The sequence below is a fragment of the Chryseobacterium sp. 14P4.3.2 genome, from assembly GCF_057799275.1.
Map to the genome: position 1 here is coordinate 116,760 of NZ_JBYOKO010000013.1, position 23,375 is coordinate 140,134.

Consider the following 23,375-nt stretch of genomic DNA (forward strand, 5'->3'; position numbering starts at 1 on the left):
GATATTATTATCGTGATTTTTTTACTTCTAAAATTTATTCAAAAATATCATTTATTTTTTCATATTCAAAACCTTTACTCATTAAATACTTTATGGTTTTGGTTTTTTTTTGATATTCTTTCAACCCTGTCTGTCTGGAATAATAATCTTCAAAAATTTTTCTGATTGTTTTTTCATAATCTGAGTCATCAATCTCATCAAAACATGAATTCATCAGCCTTTCGGAGATTTGTTTTTGCTTCAGATTCATTTTAATTTTATTTTTCCCCCAATGCTTGATATAAAATTTACCTCTGATGTAGCTTCGGGTAAACCGTTCTTCATTTAAATAATTTTCCTTCAGCAGATACAGGATGATTTCTTCTTTTGCCTCGTTGATAAGCAGAAACTCTCTCATCTTCTGTTCTACTTCTGCATGGCAGCGATCCTGGTAAACACAATAATTGACTACCTTCTGCCTGATTTCTTCAAAAGTAAAAGATTTCTTTTCCATTTGTATAAAAAAAGAATGAGCAGGTGCCCATTCTTTATATAATATGGTAATGTCTGTTAATAATTGAACAGAGCTTTACCTTCCATTAATTCGTTAACATTTTTTCTTACAGATGCGAGAACTTCTTCATTTTTGATATTATCTACCACCTCAGAGATCAGCCCTGCAATAGTATCCATATCATTTTCTTTAAGTCCTCTTGTTGTAATAGCTGCTGTTCCCAATCTGATACCGGATGTAGTGAATGGTGATTTATCATCAAAAGGAACCATATTCTTGTTGCAGGTAATATCAGCAAGCACTAATGCTTTTTCTGTTTCTTTACCATTAACACCTTTATTTCTAAGGTCTACCAACATCAGGTGATTGTCTGTACCTCCGCTTACAATGTCAAAACCTCTGTCGATCATTGCTTTTGATAATGCCTGGGCATTTGCCTTAACCTGTTTTGCATAAGTTTCAAACTGGATGTCCAATGCTTCACCGAAAGCGATTGCCTTACCAGCAATTACATGCTCTAATGGTCCACCCTGAATTCCCGGGAATACAGCTCCGTCTAATACCTGGCTCATCATTTTGATATCACCTTTTGGAGTTTTGTGTCCATATGTATTTTCAAAATCTTTACCCATCATGATCATACCTCCTCTTGGACCTCTCAAAGTCTTGTGGGTAGTGGTAGTCACAACATGGCAATGTTCAAATGGAGAGTTAAGCAATCCTTTTGCAACTAAACCTGCGGGGTGTGCAATATCTGCCCAAAGAGTTGCTCCGATCTCGTCAGCAACTTCTCGGAATTTGGCATAATCAAGATCTCTTGAATAGGCAGAAAAGCCTGCGATTAACATTTTCGGTCTTTCTCTCAAGGCAACTTCTCTCATCTGATCGTAATCTATAAGACCTGTTTCTCTCTCTACTCCGTAAGAAACTACCTGGTATTGAATACCTGAGAAATTTACAGCAGAACCGTGAGTAAGGTGTCCTCCCATAGAAAGGTCCATCCCCATGATTTTATCTCCTGGCTTCAAAACAGCAAGATAAATGGCAGCATTCGCCTGAGAACCGGAATGTGGCTGAACGTTAACATAGTCTACTCCGAAAAGTTCTTTTGCTCTGTTGATAGCCAATGTTTCAACCTCATCTACTACTTCACATCCTCCGTAATATCTTTTTCCGGGATATCCTTCAGCATATTTGTTTGTCAGTACACTTCCCATTGCTTTCATCACGTTTTCAGAAACAAAATTTTCTGATGCGATAAGTTCTAATCCATGAGACTGTCTTTGTTTTTCCTTTTCAATCAGGTCGAAAATAATATCCATTTTACTTTTAGTTTTTGAAATTTTCCTCCCCAAATGTACGGAATTTTCGGTGAGATTATAATATGAAAAAATGATTTTTTAACACAATACGGCGGAAAGATAAAAAGTAAATTCAATAATTTATTAACCTTTTTTCACTAAAAAGAATTTTAAAAGGCTTTGTCTGAAAGCTCTTTATTTACAATAGCTCCTGCAAAATTCCCTTGTGCAACAGCATTAGCTACCGACCTCATCATCGTCACATTATCACCACAGGCAAAAACACCTGAAACTGATGTTTTCTGCATAGCATCTGCTTTAATAAACCCCTGCTCCGTAAGTTCACAACCTAAATTCTCCAATGCATTGAAGTTTTGTTCAAAAGGAACTTTAGCATATAGTACTTTCAATGAAACAGAGTTTCCGTTCTTAAAAATTACTTTCTGAATATTGCCATTTTCGTGTTCAATTCTTTCAATTTCATCTTCGTTAAGATTGATCTTATTCTGATTCAGTTTTTCAATCTGCTCACTGGTTAAAGATGCCTTTCCGTTAGTAAACAAGGTAAGATTTTTAGTCATGTTAAAGATCAGCTTTGAAAATTCAAAAGCCATCTCTCCATTGGAAAGAATACCTGTCACTTCATTTTTCACTTCATAACCATGACAGTAAGGACAGTGCAATACAGAGATTCCCCAACATTCGGCAAATCCGGGAATATCAGGAAATAAATCTTTAATTCCGGAGGCAAGGATTATTTTTTCTGAGTACAACTTTTCACCGGACAATGTTTCTACCTCAAAATCTGCTGCTTTTTTCACTGCTTTGATAACTGTTCCGTCATAAAACTGAACAGTATCATATTTTTCAACATCTTTCTTGGCAAGTTCTCCGATTTCTTTTGGTGTTTTCCCATCATGGGTAATAAAATTATGTGAATATGGAGTCTGCCTGTTACAAGGTTTTCCGTCATTAATAATTAAAACATTTCTTAAGGATCTCCCCAGGGCCATGCCTGCAGATAATCCTGCATAGCTGCCTCCTATAATGATGACATCAAAGTTTTTATTTTCCATAGTTTTTTGATAATTGATAATTGATAATTGATAATGCAAAGTTAAAACAAAAATCACTATTGCAACTAAATTGCAATAGTGATTTTCTATTTTGTATTTAAAATTATTTTTATATTATCTGCTTTTAACTTTTATTATTTCATCCTGCAGCCTTTTTCGTATATCTATTTTCCCCCCTTCAAAGCTGAAAATTACAGTTCCTTTTTCTCTTGCATACTTGTTGGTGACAAAACCTGCTACCTTAGAATGTTCAAAAAAAGATCCTGTTTTTTGAAGTTCGTCTTCGGGGCGGTCTTTCACCCTGATAAGGTTTTTATACTTTTTACTTAAATCAAACCAATTGATATAGTCTGCATTGAACGAAACTGCTTTTATGCCTTTGGTTGAGTAATAGTTGATTGCTCCAGCCTGTCCGTAATTATCACAAAGTACCAGAGTATTTCCCGTTTTTGATAAGCCAGCATATTCATGATCTACTTTTTGAGCAAGCTCCTTCCAGCCCAGCATATCAGCAAAGTCCTGGGGTAAGGAATGGTCTTTTCCGTCTTCCCAGCGCAAATCTCCAAATTTGGAATACACTTCCGGATGGCTCGCAATAAATTCCGGACTTTTATTGGGAAATGCAACATTATAGATAGGAATAAACAAAATTAACGGATGTAGAAGGCAAACCGGTTTAAGAAAACGCTTCCATCCACTCTTAAGAAGATACTCAAGATAAACAGAGCCAAAACCTATATAAATAGGATAAAGGCCGATTGCATAGTAGTTTTTCGCTTTAAAAAACACAAACAGTCCAATCGTTATAACATATCCCCAGAAGAAAAAACTAAATTTTTCAAATGGCTTGTAAAACAACAGGGCATAAAAACCAAAAAGAATCACAAAAGTTACTCCTATAAAGAAAAGAAGCTGAGATTTGAAAAAATCAAATCTGTTTACATTGACCAATTGAGTTTCAGCAAGCTCCTTCATATGGTGGATAACCGGAAAGCCATTGTTATACTGCCAAAGAAGATTGGGTAAAATAATGATAAAAGCTAACAATGCAGCACCATATAAATGAGGATTGGCAAAAACTTTCCTTTGCTTTGTCATCAAAAGTGCAGGAACGAAACCTAATGCAAGAAATGCAATATTATATTTGCTTAAAATTCCGATCCCAAAAACAAGTCCGCCCCAGTAAAGCCATTTTATTTTTTCTGTATTTACATATTGTATCAGAATATAAAAAAAGAGGGTCCAAAAAAATATATCCAGCGAATTGGGCTGAAACAGCATATTTAGGCGAAGTAACGTTGAAAACAGCAGTCCTGAAGAAGCTAGCACAAGCGCAAAGAGACTACCTTTCAGTGCTTCAATAGTCCTCCAGACGACAACCATTGTTAAGGCTCCGAATAAAGCCGGAAAAAATTTAACCCAAAATTCAGAATTACCCAATACTTTTATCAACAAGGCAATCCAGGAACTGACAGGCGGAACAGACAAATACCCCCATGCCAAATGATTCGCCTGATCAAGATGTAAATATTCATCCCGTTGCAATTCATATTCCGGATTGATCAACGAATACTGAAGAATAAATTTTGCTACGATAAAAAGAAAAAGTATCAGACGGTCTTTTTTCATATTTACTGGTTTTAATTTAAAGATAAGACAGTTCAAATTTCATTTTCGTTACATATTTACACTTTGTTTTATCAATAAAAAAAATCCCAAAGAAAAAATCTTCGGGATTGAACAGTTTAAAATTTATAGGGTCAGTTTATTATTTTGCTTTTGACTTTTCTTTTAATTCTTCTTTGTCTTTATCAGACGGGTTCCATACTTTCACTTCAGAGTCTTTTGTAATATCAGATCCAGGAAGAACCTGAACATTAATACCATCACTTGCTCCAAGTTTCAGATATACTTTTTTAAACTTTCCGTCTTTTTGCTTTACTTCTGCATAAGGAACATCTTTTCCTTGTTTCTTTTCATACTGCACTAAAGACTCGTCCAGCAATAAAGCATTTTTCTGAGAGCTCAAAACAATTTCTCCGTTTGCAGAGAAACCAGCTCTGATATATTCATTATTAGGATTGTATACGTTTCCTTCAACCGGGAATTTAATAGTTCCGGCATTATCTTTTCCTTTTGGAGCGATCATCGTCAGCTTCCCAGGGAAAGTTTTATTTTGTAAAGCACCGATTACAATATTCATGTCCATACCCTGGCTTAATTTTCCGGCTTGCGCTTCATCAATTTCTCCTTTAAAAATCAAAGAGTTCAAATCTGCCACTGAACAAATGGTTGTACCCGCATTAAAGTTATTCGCTTCAATCACCTGACTTCCAGCTTTTACAGGAACTTCCAGTACGGTACCCGAAGCTTTGGAACGGATCTCGGTGGTAGCTAATCCCTGCCCTTGAAGTTCAGGAGTTGCTCCCGTCTTAGCGATTTGTAATCTTTTCTGAGCAGTATTCAATTGCTGCTGAGAATTTTTAAGAGTTTGCTGTTGAGAAAACAGTTGCTGCTGAGAATTCAGGAACTCCTGTTTGGAAGCTACTCCCTGTTTGTACAATTTATCTTGCATTTCAAACTGCTTCTGCATATTCCCTACATTCATCTGTGCATTACTGATCTGAATCTGTGCATTTTGAACTTCCTGCTGTGCAGCATTCACTTCAGAGATACTTGGAACAATTTTTACGGTAGCAATCAGTTGCCCCACTTCTACCTTATCTCCTTCTTTTACTAAGATTTTATCTATGATCCCGGCAATATTGGGTTTAATTTCAATTTCTTCTTTGGGAACAATTTTCCCCGTAGCCATTACCTTATCGTCCATATTCTGAACAGTAGGTTTACGGGTAAGAAAAGCCTCTCCTTCTTTAGAGTTTGATTTGACAAGATAGCTAATCCCTGAGAACAATGCCACTGCAAAGAAAAGCCCCAACACTATATAAATGGCTTTTTTCCAAGTGAATTTCTTTTTCATATGTATAGTTTATTTTTTATTTTTATTCGTGAATCTGCTTATTTACAGATTTGCTTTTTACTTCGTTTGCTACTCTATTATTCTGTTCTTAACGCTTCAATAGGTCTGATTTTCACCGCTCTTTGAGCAGGGATCATTCCAATAATCAGTCCCAAAATCACCATTACCGCCATCGCTGCAAATACATTCCCATAGTTGACCGTCGGATTATAAAAAGGGAATGAATCCTGTCCTTGTGTGACCGCATTTAATATCATCAGCACAAAGATTCCGAACATAAAGCCTAATAATCCCGAGGAAAGAGTGATCACAACACTTTCCAGCAAAATCTGATTTCGTACTTCAGCCGGCTTTGCCCCCAATGCTCTTCTGATTCCAATCTCCTTGGTTCTTTCCTTTACGGTAATCAACAGGATATTGGAAATAGCAATTACACCCGCAAGGATCGTCAATGTTCCTACTATAATGGTTAAGAGCTGCATTCCCGTAAGGAAGCCTGTAAGTTTTTTAAATTCTTTCCCCAAATTGAAACTACCGAAGGCATTAGTATCTTCAGGTGAAACTTTGTTCTTTGTTTTCAAAACCTGCTTTACATCTTCTTCTACCGAATTCACATTGGCATTGGGCTTACTTACAATAGCGAACATGTCAATCTGATCTCCCGCATTATACACTTTCGTATAAGTAGAAAGTGGAATAAAAGCGGTCTGGTCATTTTCAAATCCGCCTCCTTTTTTTACGCGGAATACTCCAATTACATTAAAGAATAATCCTTTTATATTGATCGACTGTCCGATTGGGTTTTCTTTCTTCTTGGAATCAAAAAAGTTCTTATAAATTTCTTCGCCGATCACCACTACATTTTTATTTCCGGAAACGTCTGCATCATTGATATAGCGTCCAAAGATCAGTTTCTTTTCTGAAATTTTATTTCCTACAGAATAGTCTCCTGTAAGTGAATACGTTCCGTTTTTACCATTCCTGGACATGGCTTCTCCCGGTGTTCCGGTAAAGCTTCCTCTGGCATTTTGCGGTGATATATAATCTATGGCTGTTACTTTCCTTTTCAGCATTTCCATATCGGATAGTTTCAGGTGAACTTCTCTTCCTTTCGGAAATCCTTCATAGGGAATAGAGGTTTTCTGTGCCCACAGGAAGATTGAGTTGGTTGCAAAACCTGAAAATAGTTTATCAAAACCATTCTCCATCCCTTTGGCTGCTCCAAGAAGGCTTACATACAAAAACATCCCCCATCCTACACCAATCATGGTAAGAAATGTTCGGAGCTTATTATTCCTCAATGAATAATAGATCTCCTGCCAAGTATCTTTTTTAAATATGATATTCACCTTTTTGAATTATATGTTATAAATTATGAATTCTATCAATTTGTTTTATCCGACGATGTTTTTCTTCGCCTTTTGCCTATTCCTTACTCTGTTCTCAGTGCTTCAATAGGTTTGATTCTTGAAGCTCTGTACGCCGGAACAAATCCTGCAATTAATCCTGAGAAAATCAGTGCAATGAATGCCATTAAAATAGCTCCCCATCCCACACTTGGACTTTTAATGAAAAACTCTTCAAGACTATCGCCAATAAGGCTTAATGTCAAAACCCCTACTCCAACTCCTACAAGTCCTGACACCACTGTAATCACGACACTTTCCTGAACAATCAGGCCTACAATTCCACTTGGTTTGGCACCAATAGCTTTTCGTACTCCTATCTCTTTGGTTCTTTCTTTTACGATATACACCATAATGTTACTGATCCCGATAATTCCGGCCAATAAAGTCCCCAATCCAATAAATCCTACAATCGCTGTAAGTACTGCCATAAAAACGAATGTATCATTCATATTCTTAGCATTGTTCCAGACCCGTACCCCATTTTCATCATCCGGAGAAACATTTTTTCTTGATTTTAATCTATCTTTTAATTCATCTCCATATTTGATAGCCTGCTCAGGAGTCAGTTTGTCACTGTAAGAGATATAGGCTATACTTACGGTATCAGAACCTTTTTTCATTTGCTGCAGAGTTGTAATAGGTACTGTAATATGTCTTTCATCCCAATCTCCTCCATCATCAGAAAACACGCCTATAACCTTGAACATTGTTCCGTTGATATCAAGCTCCTTTCCTACAGGACTTCCGTTTTTAATCAAATCCCTCTGCACCATCCTTCCAATTACTGCAACATTTTGCATTCCTGCCAAGTCACGGGAGGTAATGTATCTGCCATCAATCATCTTTCTGTTTTCAATGATCTGCTCACCTGGTTCCGCTCCGTGTACCTGATAAATTCCGCTTTCTTTTCCGTACTTCACCATTAAGCTGGCATTATATCTGGGACTTGAAGCACCTACATTCTTCTTATCAGTATTAATAAGAAAATCATAGTCCTTGTTATTCAACGTAACAGTACGATCGGACTGCAATCCTTTATAAGCTAATGTAGTTTTCCCTGTGGTAATGGAAATCAGGTTTTTAGCATCTCCTGAAAATCCTTCAGAAAAAGCATTCTGGAGCCCTTTTCCAATTCCAAAAAGTACAATGAAAATAAACAGTCCCAAAGCTACTGTAAACCCCGAAAGAACTGTCCGAAGTACATTACTGCGGATCGAACTGAATATTTCCTGCCAACGATCTAGGTCAAACATAGTTTTTATTTTTTTACTTTGTAAAAAAGTCAATTAGCTGCGCGCTCAATTTTCTTCGAAGTCAATTAACTTTGCTGTCAATGTAGTCTTCACAAGACTTTAATTACGAACCTAATTAATTTTCACATTTCTACTCTTTTTTCAGCATTTTACTTAACAATATAAATGCTGTTTTTATTAAGTTTCCAATTTTTCTTAATTCCTCTATTTAATATAATTACATTCTATAATGATATCAAAACAAGAATCCAACTCAACAACCGAACCTCTGGCAATTTCAAAATACCTTTTCCTTTCCAGTTCAGATTTTCTTGAACATCCTTCAGTAATATTTAATACCACTGAAGTAGAAGCTCTTCGTATCTGGTCAATTATATTAAACTTTTCATGATCAGGAATTTTAGATAAAATCTTATAACATTCTATTCTTAATTCTCTGGCTGATTGATAAACGTCAAGTTTATAATGGTTCAGATTTAAAAACATTTTTATTTTTTTTCATATTCATTTGTGTGTGGTTTATAAATTATTTGTCTTCCTCAATTGTAAAATTCATTTGCGAAGCAAAATTGACCATTCAGTATTCACTTATAACACAATCTGCTTAATAAACTCATCACTTTCAATGATTCCGTCTTTCAGCACTACATTTCTTTTAGTCTGTGCAGCAACATCCGGCTCGTGGGTGACCACAATGATTGTTTTTCCCTCATTATTAATATCCTGAAGAAGCTTCATAATATCATGAGTGGTCTTAGAGTCTAATGCTCCCGTAGGCTCATCTGCCAATACCACTTTCGGATTGGTAATTAATGCCCTTGCGATGGCTACTCTCTGTTTCTGACCTCCCGAAAGTTCACTGGGCAGGTGGTTGGCCCATTGTGCCAGCCCTACTTTCTCCAGATATTCCATTGCTTTCAGATTACGTTCTTTCCTCGGTACATCCTGATAATATAAAGGAAGAGCTACGTTTTCTAAAGCCGTTTTATAATTAATTAAGTTGAAAGACTGAAAAATAAATCCTAAAAACTTACTTCTGTACTCCGCTGCTTTTATTTCGGATAGATGTTCGATAGGAACACCATCCAATTCATAGGTTCCCGAATCTTTCTCATCCAGAATACCAATAATATTAAGAAGCGTAGACTTCCCGGAACCTGAACTTCCCATAATGGAAACAAATTCCCCCTCAGAAATATCCAGATTGATTCCCTTGAGAACATGAAGCTTGCTTTTCCCTGTATCGTATGACTTATGTAAATCCTGAATTACTAACATTAAGTGATGTATGTTTTATACCCAATAAGTAGATGATATTTTCAAATTGTTACAAGAAAGAAAATATATTCAAATATTTTTTTGTTTAACAGGATATCTCTTTATTTATAACACTTTACGTTTTTTTGTTTAATTGTAACTTGGCGTTTACATCCTTTTATCCCCAATAATGCGGTCTAGCCTATTATTCGAGCCAGTTTCATGTAAATGTGGAAAACTTTTACAGCTAAAAGTCAACCTATTAGTATTTACCTCTTTTAAAATCAGTTCTTTTTTTCGAACTTTGTATCTAGTTCTTTACAAGAAATACGAAATCGCAGCCGTGAATAACTTTTATTTACAATACGCAGAAAAACAAAAAGTTAAGTATTTCCTGAACGTTATCCACAGAGATCTAAATTATTTAATTATAAAGATATTTAATATGGGAATTTTTGATAAAAGAGTAAGTTATAAGCCATTTGAATACCCCGAGGTTCTTCAATTTGTAGAGGCAATCAACAAATCGTTCTGGGTACATTCGGAAGTGGATTTTACTGCAGATGTTCAGGATTTTCATTCGCAGTTGGAACCCAATGAGAAGCATGCTGTGAAAAATGCGCTTTTAGCCATTGCACAGATCGAGGTGTCTGTAAAGACATTCTGGGGAAACCTATACAACCACATGCCAAAACCGGAACTGAACGGCTTAGGAGCTACTTTTGCAGAATGTGAATTTCGTCATTCTGAAGCTTATTCCCGTTTATTGGAAGTGCTGGGATATAATGAAGAATTTTCGTCGGTAATAGAAATTCCTGCTGTTAAAAAGAGAATTGACTTCTTGTCAAATGTTCTTAAACACGCTAATTCCACAACACCGAAAGAGTACGTTTCTTCTCTTTTATTATTCAGTATTTTAATTGAAAATGTATCTCTGTTCTCTCAATTTGCAATCATTCTATCCTTCACAAGATTCAAAGGATATATGAAGAATGTTTCCAATATTATTGCCTGGACCTCCATAGATGAGCAAATTCATGCCAATGCAGGAATTTATTTAATCAATAAAATCCGTGAGGAGCAGCCGGATCTATTAACAGATTCAGATATCGAAGACATCTATACCCTTGTAGATCAATCTATAGAATTGGAAGGTGAGATTCTGGACTGGATCTTTGAACTGGGAGAATTAAATGTTTTCTCCAGAGAAGATCTTCTCAACTTCATGAAATATCGTGTTGATGACAGTTTGAAGAAAATCAATATGGAAACCCGTTACAATGTTTCTCCAGAGCAGTACCGCCCTATGAAATGGTTTGAAGAGGAGGTTTTTGCCAACTCTATGGACGATTTCTTTGCAAAAAGGCCTGTAGATTACACAAAACACGATAAAAGTATTACAGCTAACGATTTGTTTTAATAAAACGGCGCGAGCGAAGCGAGCGTCAAAACACATCGTATTAGAAAAATGTCATTTACAGTAATGACAGACTATTCAGCAAGCACAAATAGTAAAGATGATCAATGTAATAGTAACCTACACGGTAAAGCCTGAATTTGTTCCTGACAATAAAGTTAATATTCAAAAGTTTTTGAATGATTTTAAAAATCTGGATCAGTCTGCTTTTGAATATAAAGTCTTTGTAAAAGAAGATGGTGTTACCTTTGTACATTATTCAAACTATATCAATGAAGACGTGCAACATGAAGTTTTGAATGTACCATCTTTTGAAGAATTTCAAAGATTAAGAGATGAAAGTGGGCTGAATGATTCCCACAAAGTAGAAATTTTACAATCACTAATATAAGTATAAAACAAAATTCCGGAGTGACAACCTCACTCCGGAATTCGAAAATATAGCATCTATGGAAGAACAAAATTCAAATATATGGTGGCTCAATGAAGAGTCTGAGCAGATGTTGAACAGAGGATATCTGCTGAAAGGAGAAACAGTAGACGGAGCTATCGACAGAATCACCACTGCTGCCGCAAAAAAATTATATAAACCGGAATTACAGGCTGCTTTCAAGGAAATGATTACCAAAGGGTGGATCAGTTTCTCTTCACCGGTATGGGCCAATATGGGAACACAGAGAGGTCTTCCTATCTCATGTTTCAACGTACATATCCCAGACAGCATTGAAGGAATTACTCACAAAATGGGTGAAGTAATTATGCAGACAAAAATAGGAGGCGGAACTTCAGGATATTTTGGAGAACTTCGTAACAGAGGTACTGCAGTTACAGATAACGGGAAATCTTCAGGAGCTGTTTCTTTCATGAAATTGTTTGATACGGCAATGGACGTAGTTTCTCAGGGAGGAGTAAGAAGAGGAGCTTTTGCTGCTTATCTTGACATTGACCACGGAGATATTGAAGAGTTTTTATCTATCAAAGATATCGGAAGCCCTATCCAAAACCTATTCACAGGAATCTGCGTGCCGGATTACTGGATGCAGGACATGATTGACGGTGATATGGATAAGCGTAAGATCTGGGCAAGAGTTTTAGAAAGCCGCCAGCAAAAAGGTCTTCCTTATATTTTCTTTACTGATAATGTAAACAGAAACAAACCTCAGGTTTACAAAGACCTTGGAATGACTGTTAATGCAAGTAATCTTTGTTCCGAAATCATGCTTCCTTCCACAAGAGAAGAATCTTTCATCTGCTGTTTATCATCAATGAACCTTGAATTGTATGATGAATGGAAAGATACAGATGCTGTAAAACTTGCTGTCTATTTCTTAGATGCTGTATTATCAGAATTTATTGAAAAAACAGAAGGAAATTACTATTTACAGGGAGCAAGAAACTTCGCTATGCGTCACAGAGCGCTTGGATTGGGAGTTTTAGGATACCATTCTTATTTACAGAAAAACATGATTCCGTTTGAAAGTTTTGAGGCGACTCAATTCAATGCAAGAGCTTTCAAACATATCAAAGAACAGGCTGAGCAGGCTTCAAGAGAGCTTGCCAACATCTATGGAGAGCCGGAATTATTAAAGGGATATGGTTTGAGAAATACGACAACCATGGCCATCGCTCCTACCACATCAAGTTCTGCTATTTTAGGACAAACGTCTCCGGGAATAGAGCCTTTTGCATCCAATTATTATAAAGCAGGTTTAGCAAAAGGAAACTTTATGCGTAAGAACAAATACCTTGCTAAATTATTAGAAGAAAAAGGATTAGATAATGAGGAAACATGGAGAACGATTATGCTAAACCATGGTTCTGTACAGCATTTAACTGAATTAACTGAAGAAGAAAAAGCGGTATTCAAAACCTTCAAAGAAATCTCTCCTATGGAAATTATTTCCCAGGCAGCACAGAGACAGCAATATATCGACCAGGCGCAGTCACTGAATCTTCAGATTCCTTCTACAATGCCTGTGAAAGATGTTAACTATCTTTACATTGAAGCCTGGAAAAAAGGTGTAAAAACACTTTACTATCAAAGAAGTTCTTCTGTTTCAAAAGAAATGATGGTTAATTTTGTAACCTGTTCAGCTTGCGAAGCATAAATTTCAAATAATAAATACCTCATAAAAAAGCACGCCGGATGGCGTGCTTTTTTATGGAAGTAAAATCTCATAAATGACTTACCCTGTAAAAGATTCAAACAAAAAAACAGACCCGGAAAGAAAATCCGGGTCCATTGAAAAAGTTGTATAAAGTAAAATAAAAGACTGATCATTAGAAGTTGTATCGGACTCCCAGCTGTGCCTGGAATCTGGATGCAAACTGATCAATCGTGTAAGGTAAACCAGGTGTTTTAAAATTATAAGTAGGATCTCCTGCAGCCGGCTGCCCCGAAGCCACATTCCCCACTTTTGTAAGTCCTACACTTGCTGTAGAGTTGAAGGTATTAGGTACAAAATATACCTTACCCCAATCTTTATTCAACAAGTTGGTAAAGTTGATAATGCTTAATGAGATCTGGATGCTGTTCTTAGACTTTTCGCTCAGTCTGATTTCGTCCACTATCTTAATATCAGCCTGTATATTCCAAGGGGTAACATCTCCGTTTCTTTCTGTGAATTTTCCTCTTCTGGATTTCAGGTAATCATTATTGTTCACAAAGCTTTCATAATCTGCAATCTGCTGTTGGGCCGTCACTAAGACATTACCAGATCCGTCTTTTATAGGAACTATGTATTTCGCGGCTTCAGCTGCATCTTTGAATATATAGGCAAGTCCTGCTGCCTGCCCTGTATTGGCAATTGTACTGTTAATGAATCCCCATGAAAAAGGATTTCCTGACTGTGCATTAAAATAGACATTGGCAGATAGTCTGTTAAGCTTAGAAACATTAAAACCGTATCCAAGATTTGCTACTATTCTGTTTTTAATGGCAAAATTGGAAGTGGTAAGCTTAGGGTCATTAGGAGTCAGAGACTGGTTCATCTGCCAGTTACTTTCCATAGAGTTTCTGATACCATTGGTGATATCCTTCGCATCACCATAGGTATACGCCACAAAGAAATTGAATCCGAAATTATACGATTTTGAAAGCTGCGCTGTCAGGTTGTAACGGTACCCTTCTTTAGTATTGGATAAAAGATAGGCATTAGAAAAGTTACTGTTGATATTGGTCGTATAAATCGGCATCTCATGATTCACATCATAGCTGTAATAGGTTACATTGTCTGTTTTATTCACCTGCTGGAATTTCAGGTCATAAAGCACCTTTGTATAGATTCCTTCCAATGTAAGTTTATATCCGGACTTTGTATAATCAAATGCTAACGAACTTCTCCAGACTCTTGGCATTTTAAAATTATTATCAATAAGGTCTACCTGAACTTTTGATGAATTCTGCCATTTCGGGAAATTGGAACTCATCAGCGGATCTCCATTCGCAGCCAGCTGAGCTGTCGTCGGAGCATTGTAATCATAGCTTCCAAAGCCAACTCCATCATTATAATAAGCATATCCTAACCATGCAAAAGGAATTCTTCCCACAAAGATCCCGGAGCCTCCTCTCAATACCATAGAACGGTCTTCAGTAATGTCATATGTAAATCCTAGTCTTGGAGAGAATGTAGGTTTATTCAGATAATTGTTCGTAAGCTGGCTCAGCGGAGTATACGTATAGGTATTCCCATAATTAGGATCCTGCGGAGAACTGTTCACAAGCGGGCTCAGTTGTGGTTTATTGGGCAGATCGGTATAGTCTACTCTTACTCCCGGAGACAACCTCACTCTTCCCCAATTGATTTCATCCTGAAAATACAGAGACAGAAGATTTACTTTATACTGTGCATACGGATTGTCAAAAAGGGCTTCCCTCCCTTCTCCGTTAAACGGATAGGTCCCTCTTATTCTGGAAGGATTGCCATTATAGAAATCATTTAAACTTTTATAAGAGATTCTTCCGTTCAAAGCATTGACAAAACCGTAATCGATATTGTACAACTCATTGTGGGTTCCTAAAAGGAATGTATGGTTTCCTGTTTTATAGGTAAGATTGTCTGTGATCTCAAAAGTTTTCTGTTTCATATTGAAAACAGTAGCTTCCCTGTCATTCCCAAGAAGAATCGTTCCTCCGTTATAGGCTATTTCTACCTGTGGAAACATAGCATTACCGGAAGTAGGATCTCTGTAATCGTGAATAGAAGAGTATCCCAATACCAGATTGTTATTCCATCTGTCATTAAAGCGGCTTTTAAGCTCCAGAGTGGTAGTGGACGCCGTATTTTTCTGAACGAAATCCATACTGGCAAACCTGAAATTGGCACCATCCCTTTCCAGATTTGAAGCCTGTGAAAACACGGTGTTGTTTTTGATGGACAGCGAGTGTTTGTCATTGATTTTCCAGTCCAATTTATTGAAGAGCTTGGCGCTTTCGGAGAAGTTATTGTATCCGTCGAAGCTTCCTGTATTGAAGCCGTATTTATTCCGTACAAAATCAGAAATCTGCCCGGCTACCGCATCATTCACCAGAGCATTCGGATCGTTGGCATTATAAAATACGGGATCTCTTCTCTTGGTGTATTCCAGATTCGAAAATAGAAATACTTTATCTTTTACCACAGGCAGCCCTATTCTCCCTCCGTAAATAACATCTTCAAAAGCTTTCGGCATTTTTGAGTTGTCTCCTATTCTGTTGTTTCCGGTAATAGCGGCATTCCTTCCATAGGCATAGATAGATCCCGTGACATCATTACTTCCGCTTCGGGTTACGGCATTGATACTCCCTCCAAGGAAATTTCCAAGCTTAACATCATAAGGGGCAATATAGACCTGCACATCCTGAATAGCATCCAGACTGATGGAATTGGAACGTGTGCTGCTTCCCGGCATTCCTGATGTTCCGGTCTGTCCTCCCAGAGAAGGGCTGAAACCGATCGCATCATTATTGATGGATCCGTCAATAGTAACGTTATTGTATCTGAAGTTGGTTCCGTTAAAAGAATTATTGGCACTTTGAGGAACCAATTTGGTGACATCCTGAATACCTCTGTTGATATTGGGCAGCCCTGAGATCTGTGCCTGACTAATACCCACACCATATTTCACACTCGTCTTTTTGGAAGTAATCTTTACCTCATCAATGGTCTTTTCATTTCCTGTCACGTCCACCACGGGCAGATCGTTGTTTCCGAGTGACAGCTGAATTCCGGGATTGGAATAGATAACCCGTGATCCGTCTGATATTTCTATAGAATACGGTCCTCCAGGCTGAAGATTGTCTAAACTGAACTGTCCTTTTGTGTTGCTTTTTGTTTCAAAAGTACTGTTGGTAGGAATGTGCACTACCTTCACCGTAACTTCGGAAGAAGTTCCTTTTAGCCGTCCAAAAATTTTTGAACTGGTTTCCTGTGAAAATGCAAAACCAAACGATAATAAAGCAAAGGCACAGATTATTTTATTCTTCATGATTTTTTTTATTGTTACAATTCTGATGCAAAATTAGACGTCATCCACATCAAGTATGGTAACATAGAATTAACATTATATAACAGAATGTTTAACATTTCCTTAAAAAAAACTTAATCAACATATCATAAATGAGTGAATACCTGAACCATTTTTCCTGATTTGACAAGGATAAAAATGAATAATTTCAGTATTAACCCAGTCATCTTTTACATCCTTTCAACAAATGACTTCTTTAAAAACAGGATAGCCATTGGTAAATAAATACTGCAGTACTTATCCATTTGGACCTAAAAAAACCGCAGGAAATCCTGCGGTTCATTGTAATCATTTTTATTTTTTTTTGATAAAGTCACATTTGACCAGAAAATAAGTTCTAATAATTCCTGATCGGTAAACCGGGATTGATCATACTCGGAACAAAGCTTTTCACTATAATGCTCTCCTCCACTACACAATAATCCGGTGATTCCGGAGCTGAATACTCTACCTTGATATGATAGGTTCCATATCCGAAACTTCTCATATCTAAAGTAGATCCTGTGGCAATGGTTCCCGTGTGTGCAGGATCATTGATTTTTGACCATTTGTAGGTCGTGTAAGGATTTCCGTAGAACCCTGCTGAGCTCAGTGTATAAGAATCAGGATCGTTATTTTTAAATTTTGCATGGCTCCAATCCTGGCCTGCAAATCCTGAAAAAGCGCTTGGATCATAGGGATCAAATGTCATATTGAAGTTATTTTCCACATTGGTAGATTTACTTCCAAAATTGAGAGTTTCCCCTGAGGCATTGATATCTTTTACATTTGCAAAATCAAAACCAGTAGAACCTCCCATTACATTAAGATTAGCTTTTGTCCCGGGTACAGAGCTTTTCAGAAACAAGATGAAACAAGAATTCCCGCTGGCATATAACTTATCCGTTACCGTCTGTGTATTACCAGCATCTAGAATATACGTTTTTCCTGCCGTTAAGATCAATTCTTTGATCTGGTTGTCTTTAATAAAACTTCCATTTCCTTTAAATTCTACACGATTATAATATACTTTGGCGGTGGCCTGGCTGTAAGCATAACCTAAACTTCCATCCGTTCCCTCAAAACTTACGTTGTAATACGTCTGGCCCGGAAAAGGCAGGAGCCTGGAAGAAGAAAATAAAAAGTGAATATGAGAAGTCCCTGAGTTCAATGTTAATAAAGAAGATGAGGCAGAAAAAGACTGAAATGACAGATAAAAATCTGAACTTCCCATATTGAGGGTTCTCGGCTGGGTTCCGGAATCTCCGATATATCGTCCCAAACTCACCTGATGGTTATTTGTGTTCCAGGTTCCTGCAAGATGATACAGCACGTCTGACCCGGAAAAATCATCGAGTAAACTGATGGTATTTTCTTCCTCAAAATAAATCTGGGACCCTGTTGAGACCCCATTACTTCTCAGGGTTTTAGGAGTGTTCGTATTACGATAATACACAGAACCTATTTCCAGTCTCATCCCGGACTGCCATTCGGACGAACCGTAAATATTAAGTTCTGTACCAGATCCTGATAAAACAGGAGCTGCTGTATTTCCTGAAAATACGATATTATGGCAATATGATCCTGAAGACAGAATAATTAATTTAGCAGATTCTGTAAAACCGGAATTAGCATCAAAAAAGACATTATCCGTAGGACCCGGTACACAAGATCCCCCTGTGCCCCCGCTGGTCTGAGCCCAATGCATGGTATCATTCCAATTGCCTCCACCACCTACCCAATATAAATTCTGAGCAGCCGATACCGGAAATGTCCAGCCTGTATTATTTCCATTATCCATAGATCCCACAGCTGTAAATACAGCTCCGCCAGATGCCTGAATATCCCTTAGCAATGCCCTTGAAACATCTATTGATACTCCTGACAATGCCACGATTTTCGCCTGTGTACCATTGATTGATGAATTGATGGTGACCCAATCTCCACATCCCTGAGAATGAGCACGGAATAATGAAGTCACCGTCTGTGTGGAAGAAGAAGCTAACGTGTATGTTTTTCCTTCTGTAAAAATAAGTTCTCTGATCTGGTTGTCACCTTTAATTTCTCCATTGTACTTAAACTCTACGCGGTTATAATAAACTTTAGACCTCTGATTGTAGCCAAATCTTGCAGGTACTGTTCCGCTATATTCAAAATTTACATTATAATAAACCTGGCCTGCATAAGGCTTCAGCATAGAAACCTGTCCCAGAAAATGAATAACGGAGGTTCCGGAATTCAAAGTTAACAGTGGAGAATCTGCTGAGAAATCCCCTTCTTTAATATAAAAGTCTGAACTTCCCATGCTAAGTGTTCTGGGCTTTGATCCCTCATCTCCTTTATAGCTTTCCAGGGTTACTTTATATCCGTTTGTATTCCATACTCCTGCCTGATGATACAGGGTACTGGAAACCGAAAAGTCATCGAGTAAACTGATGGTATTTTCTTCCTCAAAGTAGACTTCTGTCCCTACTGAAACTCCATTACTTTTGATCGTCCTGATCTTGTTATTATTACGGTAATAGATGTAGCGGATATCTACTTTCATTCCTGCCTGCCATTCAGAAGAACCAAAAATATTAAGTTCAGTTTCCGGTCCGTATAAAGTAGGAGCTACCACACTTCCGGAAACTTTAATATGGTGACAGTACGATGCAGAGGTCAGGGTAACGATTTTAGAGGTTGTTGTAAAACCAGAGTTGGCATCAAAAAAGACATTATCAGAAGGACCTGGTACACAGTATCCTCCTGTACCTCCACTGGTCTGGGCCCAGTGCGTTTTATCATTCCAGTTTCCACTGCCTCCAACCCAGTACAGATCCTGACCAGCAGTAGCAGGAAAAGTCCAGCCGGTATTATTCCCATTATCATTGGAACCTGCAGCTGCAAATACGGCCCCTCCCGAAGTCTGAATATCTTTTATAATAGCCCTTGAAACATCAATAGAAACACCGGATGCCGCGATCAGTTTTGCCTGTATTCCAGGTATTGAAGAGTTGATGGTAATCCAGCCTCCACAATTCGGAGAGTGGGCAGCCAATGATGAAGTGATAGTCTGAGTATATCCGTTTTGTAGACTGTATATTTTTCCTTCTGTAAAAATAAGTTCTTTAATCTCGTTATTTTTAAGCAGTTTTCCATTTCCCTTAAACTCCACACGGTTAAAATAGACCTTACCCACAGTTTGGTTATAATGATCATATCCCAAGATTCCATCAGGTCCTTCAAAACTTATATTATAATAGGTTTGCCCCGCAAAGGGGAACAACGTAGAAGAATATCCTGAAAAATGGATGTGAGAGGTACCTGAATTCAACGTTAAAAATGATTTATTGGCAGAAAATGAATCTCTGATATAAAATTCTGAACTTCCCATATTGATCGTTCTAGGTTTTGTTCCATCATTTCCAACATACTTTCCCAAGCTCACCTTATGATCATTGGTATTCAATATTCCTGCGTTATGGACAAGAGTTTCAGAAGTAGAAAAATCATCCAGAAAACTTATAGAAGTTTCCTCTTCAAATAAGATATTGGAAACTCTCATGATGGCTCCATTGCTTTTAATCGTTTTAGGGGTATTGGTATTCCTGTAATAAAAAGAAGATACATTCACTATCATCCCGAGCTGCCACTCAGAAGAACCATAAATATTAAGTCCTTTTTGGTAATCACTATTTACATTGGGTGCAACCGTACTTCCGGAAAAAGTGATATTGCGACAGTTGGCTATCACATTCACGGAAACCGTTTTATTGGCTGCTGTAAATCCTGAATTGGCATCAAAGAAAACATCATCCATGGGTCCTGGTACTACGGAAGGGATGGAGGTTCCTCCGGATGTGGTTCTCCAGTGGCCGATATCACTCCAGTTTCCACTTCCGCCTACCCAATAATAGTTGGCCGCAAATCCTTTTACCGAAAACAAAAAGAATATTATGAAGAGGAATATATATTTGAATTTGTGTTTTTGTATTGTCATCATTTCTAATTTTTGGATAAAAGCTTAGGCTTCGATAATCCTATTCAATTAATTATGGATTAAATGTCTTTTTTCCTCCGGTTTTTATTTGACCAGAAAAACAACATTCATATACGTGGGTTTACTGGTATCTGCGGTACTTAAGACGTCATAGGTCAGTTTTCCGGCAGCATCTATTCTTACATTGCTGAAGATGGTATCGTCAAACCAGGTTACATAATATTCCATTTCATCCACGGCATAGACCGGAATACTGCCAGGTGATCCTGTACTGCTTGCCATAGGGGTGGCAAATTGTCCCGTATAATTAGCATACAGATCAACAGATCCTGAAGCCACGGAAGTATCAATAGGCAGGGAAGGAGAATAGAAAAACCTCGGGGCATTGATCAGGACAGGTTCCCATTTGTCGGTGGCATCTTTCCAGTACCAATAGCCTATTCCTGTAATATCTTTGGTGGCTGCTGTAGAAGCAGAGGTACTGTATACCAGTGTTCCGGATTTTAATCCTGTGATATCCATCGCTTCAATATCGTTTCCGGACAGCTGTGGAAATGCGATCCCTGCTTTACCTCCGGAAACATATCCTGACTGCAGCGTTACATCTAAAGTGGCCTGTGGATTGGGTGTATTAACTCCAACCTGCGCAAGGCTAAATCCTGAGATCAGTAGTACAAGAGAAATAATTGTTTTTTTCATTAGTTTAGAATTTTAACGGAATAAACAAAATCAATATCATCAATTATGTGTTTATTTTTCAGATAATGATTGACTCGTTTTAAGGGACCGCAAAACTAATTTGAAATAGTGAACTATCCAAGAGAAAGGCTGTCATTATTCGCGAATAATGACAGCCTCTAATACAATTTAAAACACTGACAAACAATTCAATAAACCAAATAAAATCAATTTTAAACTAAAATCAAAAAAGAACATAAATCCCTAATATTTTTTGTTTTTTTTACTAATTTTCTTAAAAAACTTCAAAATTTTTTTTTAGTTGATTCACTATGAGCTTCCGCTTTTCAGAAATCTGCCATGGCTGAAATTTTTGGTTTTTGCTGTTCTCTACTTTTTCTTTTCCATGAATATGAAATCAGAAAAATGGTGATGAATTTGAATTTGAAGATCACCCAATTTCATCTTACTTATGGTATGAATTTTAAAAAGTCACTGTAAATTTTAGAAATATTCTCATGGTGGTCTTTTTTGTAAGCCAGCATCAGTTTATTAAGAAACTCCGGACAATCCATATCAACCAGCAACTCTGCCAGTCTTCTGTACACTTTTTCGTCTTTTCTGATCAGGTATCTGTTCAGCAATCTATCCAATGCCTCTTTTATGAGTTCTCTGCTAACCAAAAAATGGGATGAATACCTTATCAATACAGATCTTGCTATATCCCTGTTCTCCCTATTCCCATCGACGGCAATATCTATAATATCCGGAACGATCCTGATGAGCTCAGTGTCCTCCAGCCCTACTTCATCATTTTTTAAAAACCGAAGGGCGGTGGCCTGTTCGGATAATGTTCCTAAGGCCAACAGGATGATGACCATGAAATCATCCCCCCTGCTGATATTGTATCTGCTGACCAAAAGAGATTCTTCAGCTTCTCTTAGGGCATACCATTCATCACTTAATATGTTCGGTGTATTCATATTTTTTTTCTTTTGTTGTTTAGGGCATGGATTGTTAGTCATGAGCCATCTTATATTTACCTTTATCTGTAACTGCCTGCGAAACTAACCCACCTCCAACAAACTCACAATACAATAGCTGTCACTATTCGGGAATAATGACAGCCTTTTCTACAGAATCATGGTTCATAAAAGCACGAAGAATCATCAAAAAATGCCATGAACATCGCTCCAGGCCATTCTGAAGCCCCTCGAGGTAGAAGGACTTCGGAGGGGGTAACGGGATTTTTCAGCAGGAGTAAGGGCATAAAAAAAGCTGGTCCCCCGGAAGGAAGCAGCTGTATGTTCTATTATAGCCTGTTGTACAGATCTATTTTCTGAGAATCCTCTTTGTTTTCTTAAATATAGAGAAAATTCTTTGTATAGGAACACTTAGAAAAACACCAATTTAAAAATATTCCATCATTCTAAGTCTAATAAAATTCAACCGTACATTGTACCAGCAAATAAGTTCGGCTATCTGAAAGAATAATTTCATCTTTTACAATTTTTCCAGTTAGCAAGCCTAGCTGTTTCGCCCCCTGCTCGATCTGCTTTCTCCACCCCTCCCTATCGCCGTGATAGGACAGCGCATGTAAAAGTTCTCCAGACGGAAGCCAAAGCCTGCAATTTTCTGTGAAGGCGCCTCCTTCTTTGGGAATGGGCGGATCTATCTGCTCCGTCAGCCTTTCAAATAAACCTTTCTCTTGCAGCAAATCATTTTTACTCAGGAAGCCATCATTTCCATCATCTGAAACATATCGAAACTCTTTCCACTCAAAAGGAGTCATGCCAGGAATTTTTCTTTTGTTACTATTCATCATCAATTATTTTAAAACCTGAACCAGATCTTTCTAATTCGGTATATTTTAATAATCGTGGTTATGTAGTTTTTCTCGAGCACTTGTCATCTGCACCATAGGGTTCGTAAGTATCTTTGATCAAGTTTTTTTTGCTTAGTGGCAAATCTAGCCCGCCAAAAAAAAACTCACAATAAAAAGGCTGTCACTATTCGGAATGTAGACACCTGTTTTCTATCTGTGG

The 23,375-nt window shown here is 37.5% G+C and carries 17 protein-coding genes; 3 read left to right on the forward strand and 14 right to left on the reverse strand.

Annotated elements, in window-relative coordinates:
- Positions 1-34 precede the first annotated feature (34 nt).
- The 9 genes from AC27VX_RS17790 to AC27VX_RS17830 form a co-directional block, all read right to left on the reverse strand.
- Positions 35-493 (reverse strand): regulatory protein RecX, encoded by a 459-nt coding sequence (locus AC27VX_RS17790; RefSeq protein ID WP_236855755.1) that lies wholly within the window; start codon positions 491-493, stop codon positions 35-37.
- Between the two features lie 56 nt (positions 494-549).
- Complete coding sequence (gene glyA / locus AC27VX_RS17795; protein WP_236855756.1) at positions 550-1,815, reverse strand: serine hydroxymethyltransferase; 1,266 nt, start codon at positions 1,813-1,815, stop codon at positions 550-552.
- A 149-nt stretch (positions 1,816-1,964) separates the two neighbouring features.
- Entirely contained in the window at positions 1,965-2,870 is a 906-nt protein-coding gene (locus AC27VX_RS17800; RefSeq protein WP_488696988.1) for an NAD(P)/FAD-dependent oxidoreductase, read from the reverse strand.
- Positions 2,871-2,984: 114 nt separating this feature from the next.
- The gene (locus AC27VX_RS17805) at positions 2,985-4,499 is read right to left on the reverse strand and encodes a glycosyltransferase family 39 protein (protein ID WP_488696990.1); all 1,515 of its coding nucleotides are present in this window, start codon (positions 4,497-4,499) and stop codon (positions 2,985-2,987) included.
- 139 nt (positions 4,500-4,638) lie between these two features.
- On the reverse strand, positions 4,639-5,850 hold the full coding sequence (locus AC27VX_RS17810) for an efflux RND transporter periplasmic adaptor subunit (RefSeq protein ID WP_236855759.1): 1,212 nt from the start codon (positions 5,848-5,850) through the stop codon (positions 4,639-4,641).
- A gap of 77 nt (positions 5,851-5,927) precedes the next feature.
- The gene (locus tag AC27VX_RS17815) at positions 5,928-7,199 is read right to left on the reverse strand and encodes an ABC transporter permease (RefSeq protein ID WP_109738417.1); all 1,272 of its coding nucleotides are present in this window, start codon (positions 7,197-7,199) and stop codon (positions 5,928-5,930) included.
- A gap of 83 nt (positions 7,200-7,282) precedes the next feature.
- Positions 7,283-8,512 (reverse strand): ABC transporter permease, encoded by a 1,230-nt coding sequence (locus AC27VX_RS17820; RefSeq protein WP_488696993.1) that lies wholly within the window; start codon positions 8,510-8,512, stop codon positions 7,283-7,285.
- 204 nt (positions 8,513-8,716) lie between these two features.
- Positions 8,717-8,998, reverse strand: coding sequence for a four helix bundle protein (locus AC27VX_RS17825; RefSeq protein WP_300686378.1), 282 nt, complete (start codon positions 8,996-8,998; stop codon positions 8,717-8,719).
- A 102-nt stretch (positions 8,999-9,100) separates the two neighbouring features.
- Positions 9,101-9,790 carry an ABC transporter ATP-binding protein gene (locus AC27VX_RS17830; protein WP_236855761.1) on the reverse strand — a complete coding sequence of 230 codons (690 nt, stop codon included), beginning with the start codon at positions 9,788-9,790 and terminating at the stop codon, positions 9,101-9,103.
- Positions 9,791-10,214: 424 nt separating this feature from the next.
- Here AC27VX_RS17830 and AC27VX_RS17835 point away from each other — a divergent pair, with 424 nt between their 5' ends.
- The 3 genes from AC27VX_RS17835 (at position 10,215) to AC27VX_RS17845 (ending at position 13,294) form a co-directional block, all read left to right on the forward strand.
- Positions 10,215-11,189 (forward strand): ribonucleotide-diphosphate reductase subunit beta, encoded by a 975-nt coding sequence (locus AC27VX_RS17835; protein ID WP_236855762.1) that lies wholly within the window; start codon positions 10,215-10,217, stop codon positions 11,187-11,189.
- A 97-nt stretch (positions 11,190-11,286) separates the two neighbouring features.
- Positions 11,287-11,577: a hypothetical protein gene (locus AC27VX_RS17840; RefSeq protein ID WP_236855763.1), complete on the forward strand. Its 291-nt coding sequence runs from the start codon at positions 11,287-11,289 to the stop codon at positions 11,575-11,577.
- A 49-nt stretch (positions 11,578-11,626) separates the two neighbouring features.
- Positions 11,627-13,294: a ribonucleoside-diphosphate reductase subunit alpha gene (locus tag AC27VX_RS17845; RefSeq protein WP_262912559.1), complete on the forward strand. Its 1,668-nt coding sequence runs from the start codon at positions 11,627-11,629 to the stop codon at positions 13,292-13,294.
- Between the two features lie 172 nt (positions 13,295-13,466).
- On the opposite strand, the gene AC27VX_RS17850 is transcribed toward AC27VX_RS17845, so the two are convergent.
- The 5 genes from AC27VX_RS17850 to AC27VX_RS17870 all read right to left on the reverse strand — a co-directional run bounded on the left by AC27VX_RS17850 (position 13,467) and on the right by AC27VX_RS17870 (position 23,152).
- Positions 13,467-16,652, reverse strand: coding sequence for a TonB-dependent receptor (locus tag AC27VX_RS17850; RefSeq protein WP_488696997.1), 3,186 nt, complete (start codon positions 16,650-16,652; stop codon positions 13,467-13,469).
- Between the two features lie 376 nt (positions 16,653-17,028).
- On the reverse strand, positions 17,029-20,655 hold the full coding sequence (locus AC27VX_RS17855; RefSeq protein ID WP_488696999.1) for a hypothetical protein: 3,627 nt from the start codon (positions 20,653-20,655) through the stop codon (positions 17,029-17,031).
- An 81-nt stretch (positions 20,656-20,736) separates the two neighbouring features.
- Positions 20,737-21,351: a hypothetical protein gene (locus tag AC27VX_RS17860; RefSeq protein ID WP_236855767.1), complete on the reverse strand. Its 615-nt coding sequence runs from the start codon at positions 21,349-21,351 to the stop codon at positions 20,737-20,739.
- A 449-nt stretch (positions 21,352-21,800) separates the two neighbouring features.
- The gene (locus tag AC27VX_RS17865) at positions 21,801-22,313 is read right to left on the reverse strand and encodes a hypothetical protein (RefSeq protein ID WP_236855768.1); all 513 of its coding nucleotides are present in this window, start codon (positions 22,311-22,313) and stop codon (positions 21,801-21,803) included.
- Positions 22,314-22,765: 452 nt separating this feature from the next.
- Positions 22,766-23,152: a hypothetical protein gene (locus AC27VX_RS17870; protein ID WP_488697001.1), complete on the reverse strand. Its 387-nt coding sequence runs from the start codon at positions 23,150-23,152 to the stop codon at positions 22,766-22,768.
- Between the last annotated feature and the right edge of the window lie 223 nt (positions 23,153-23,375).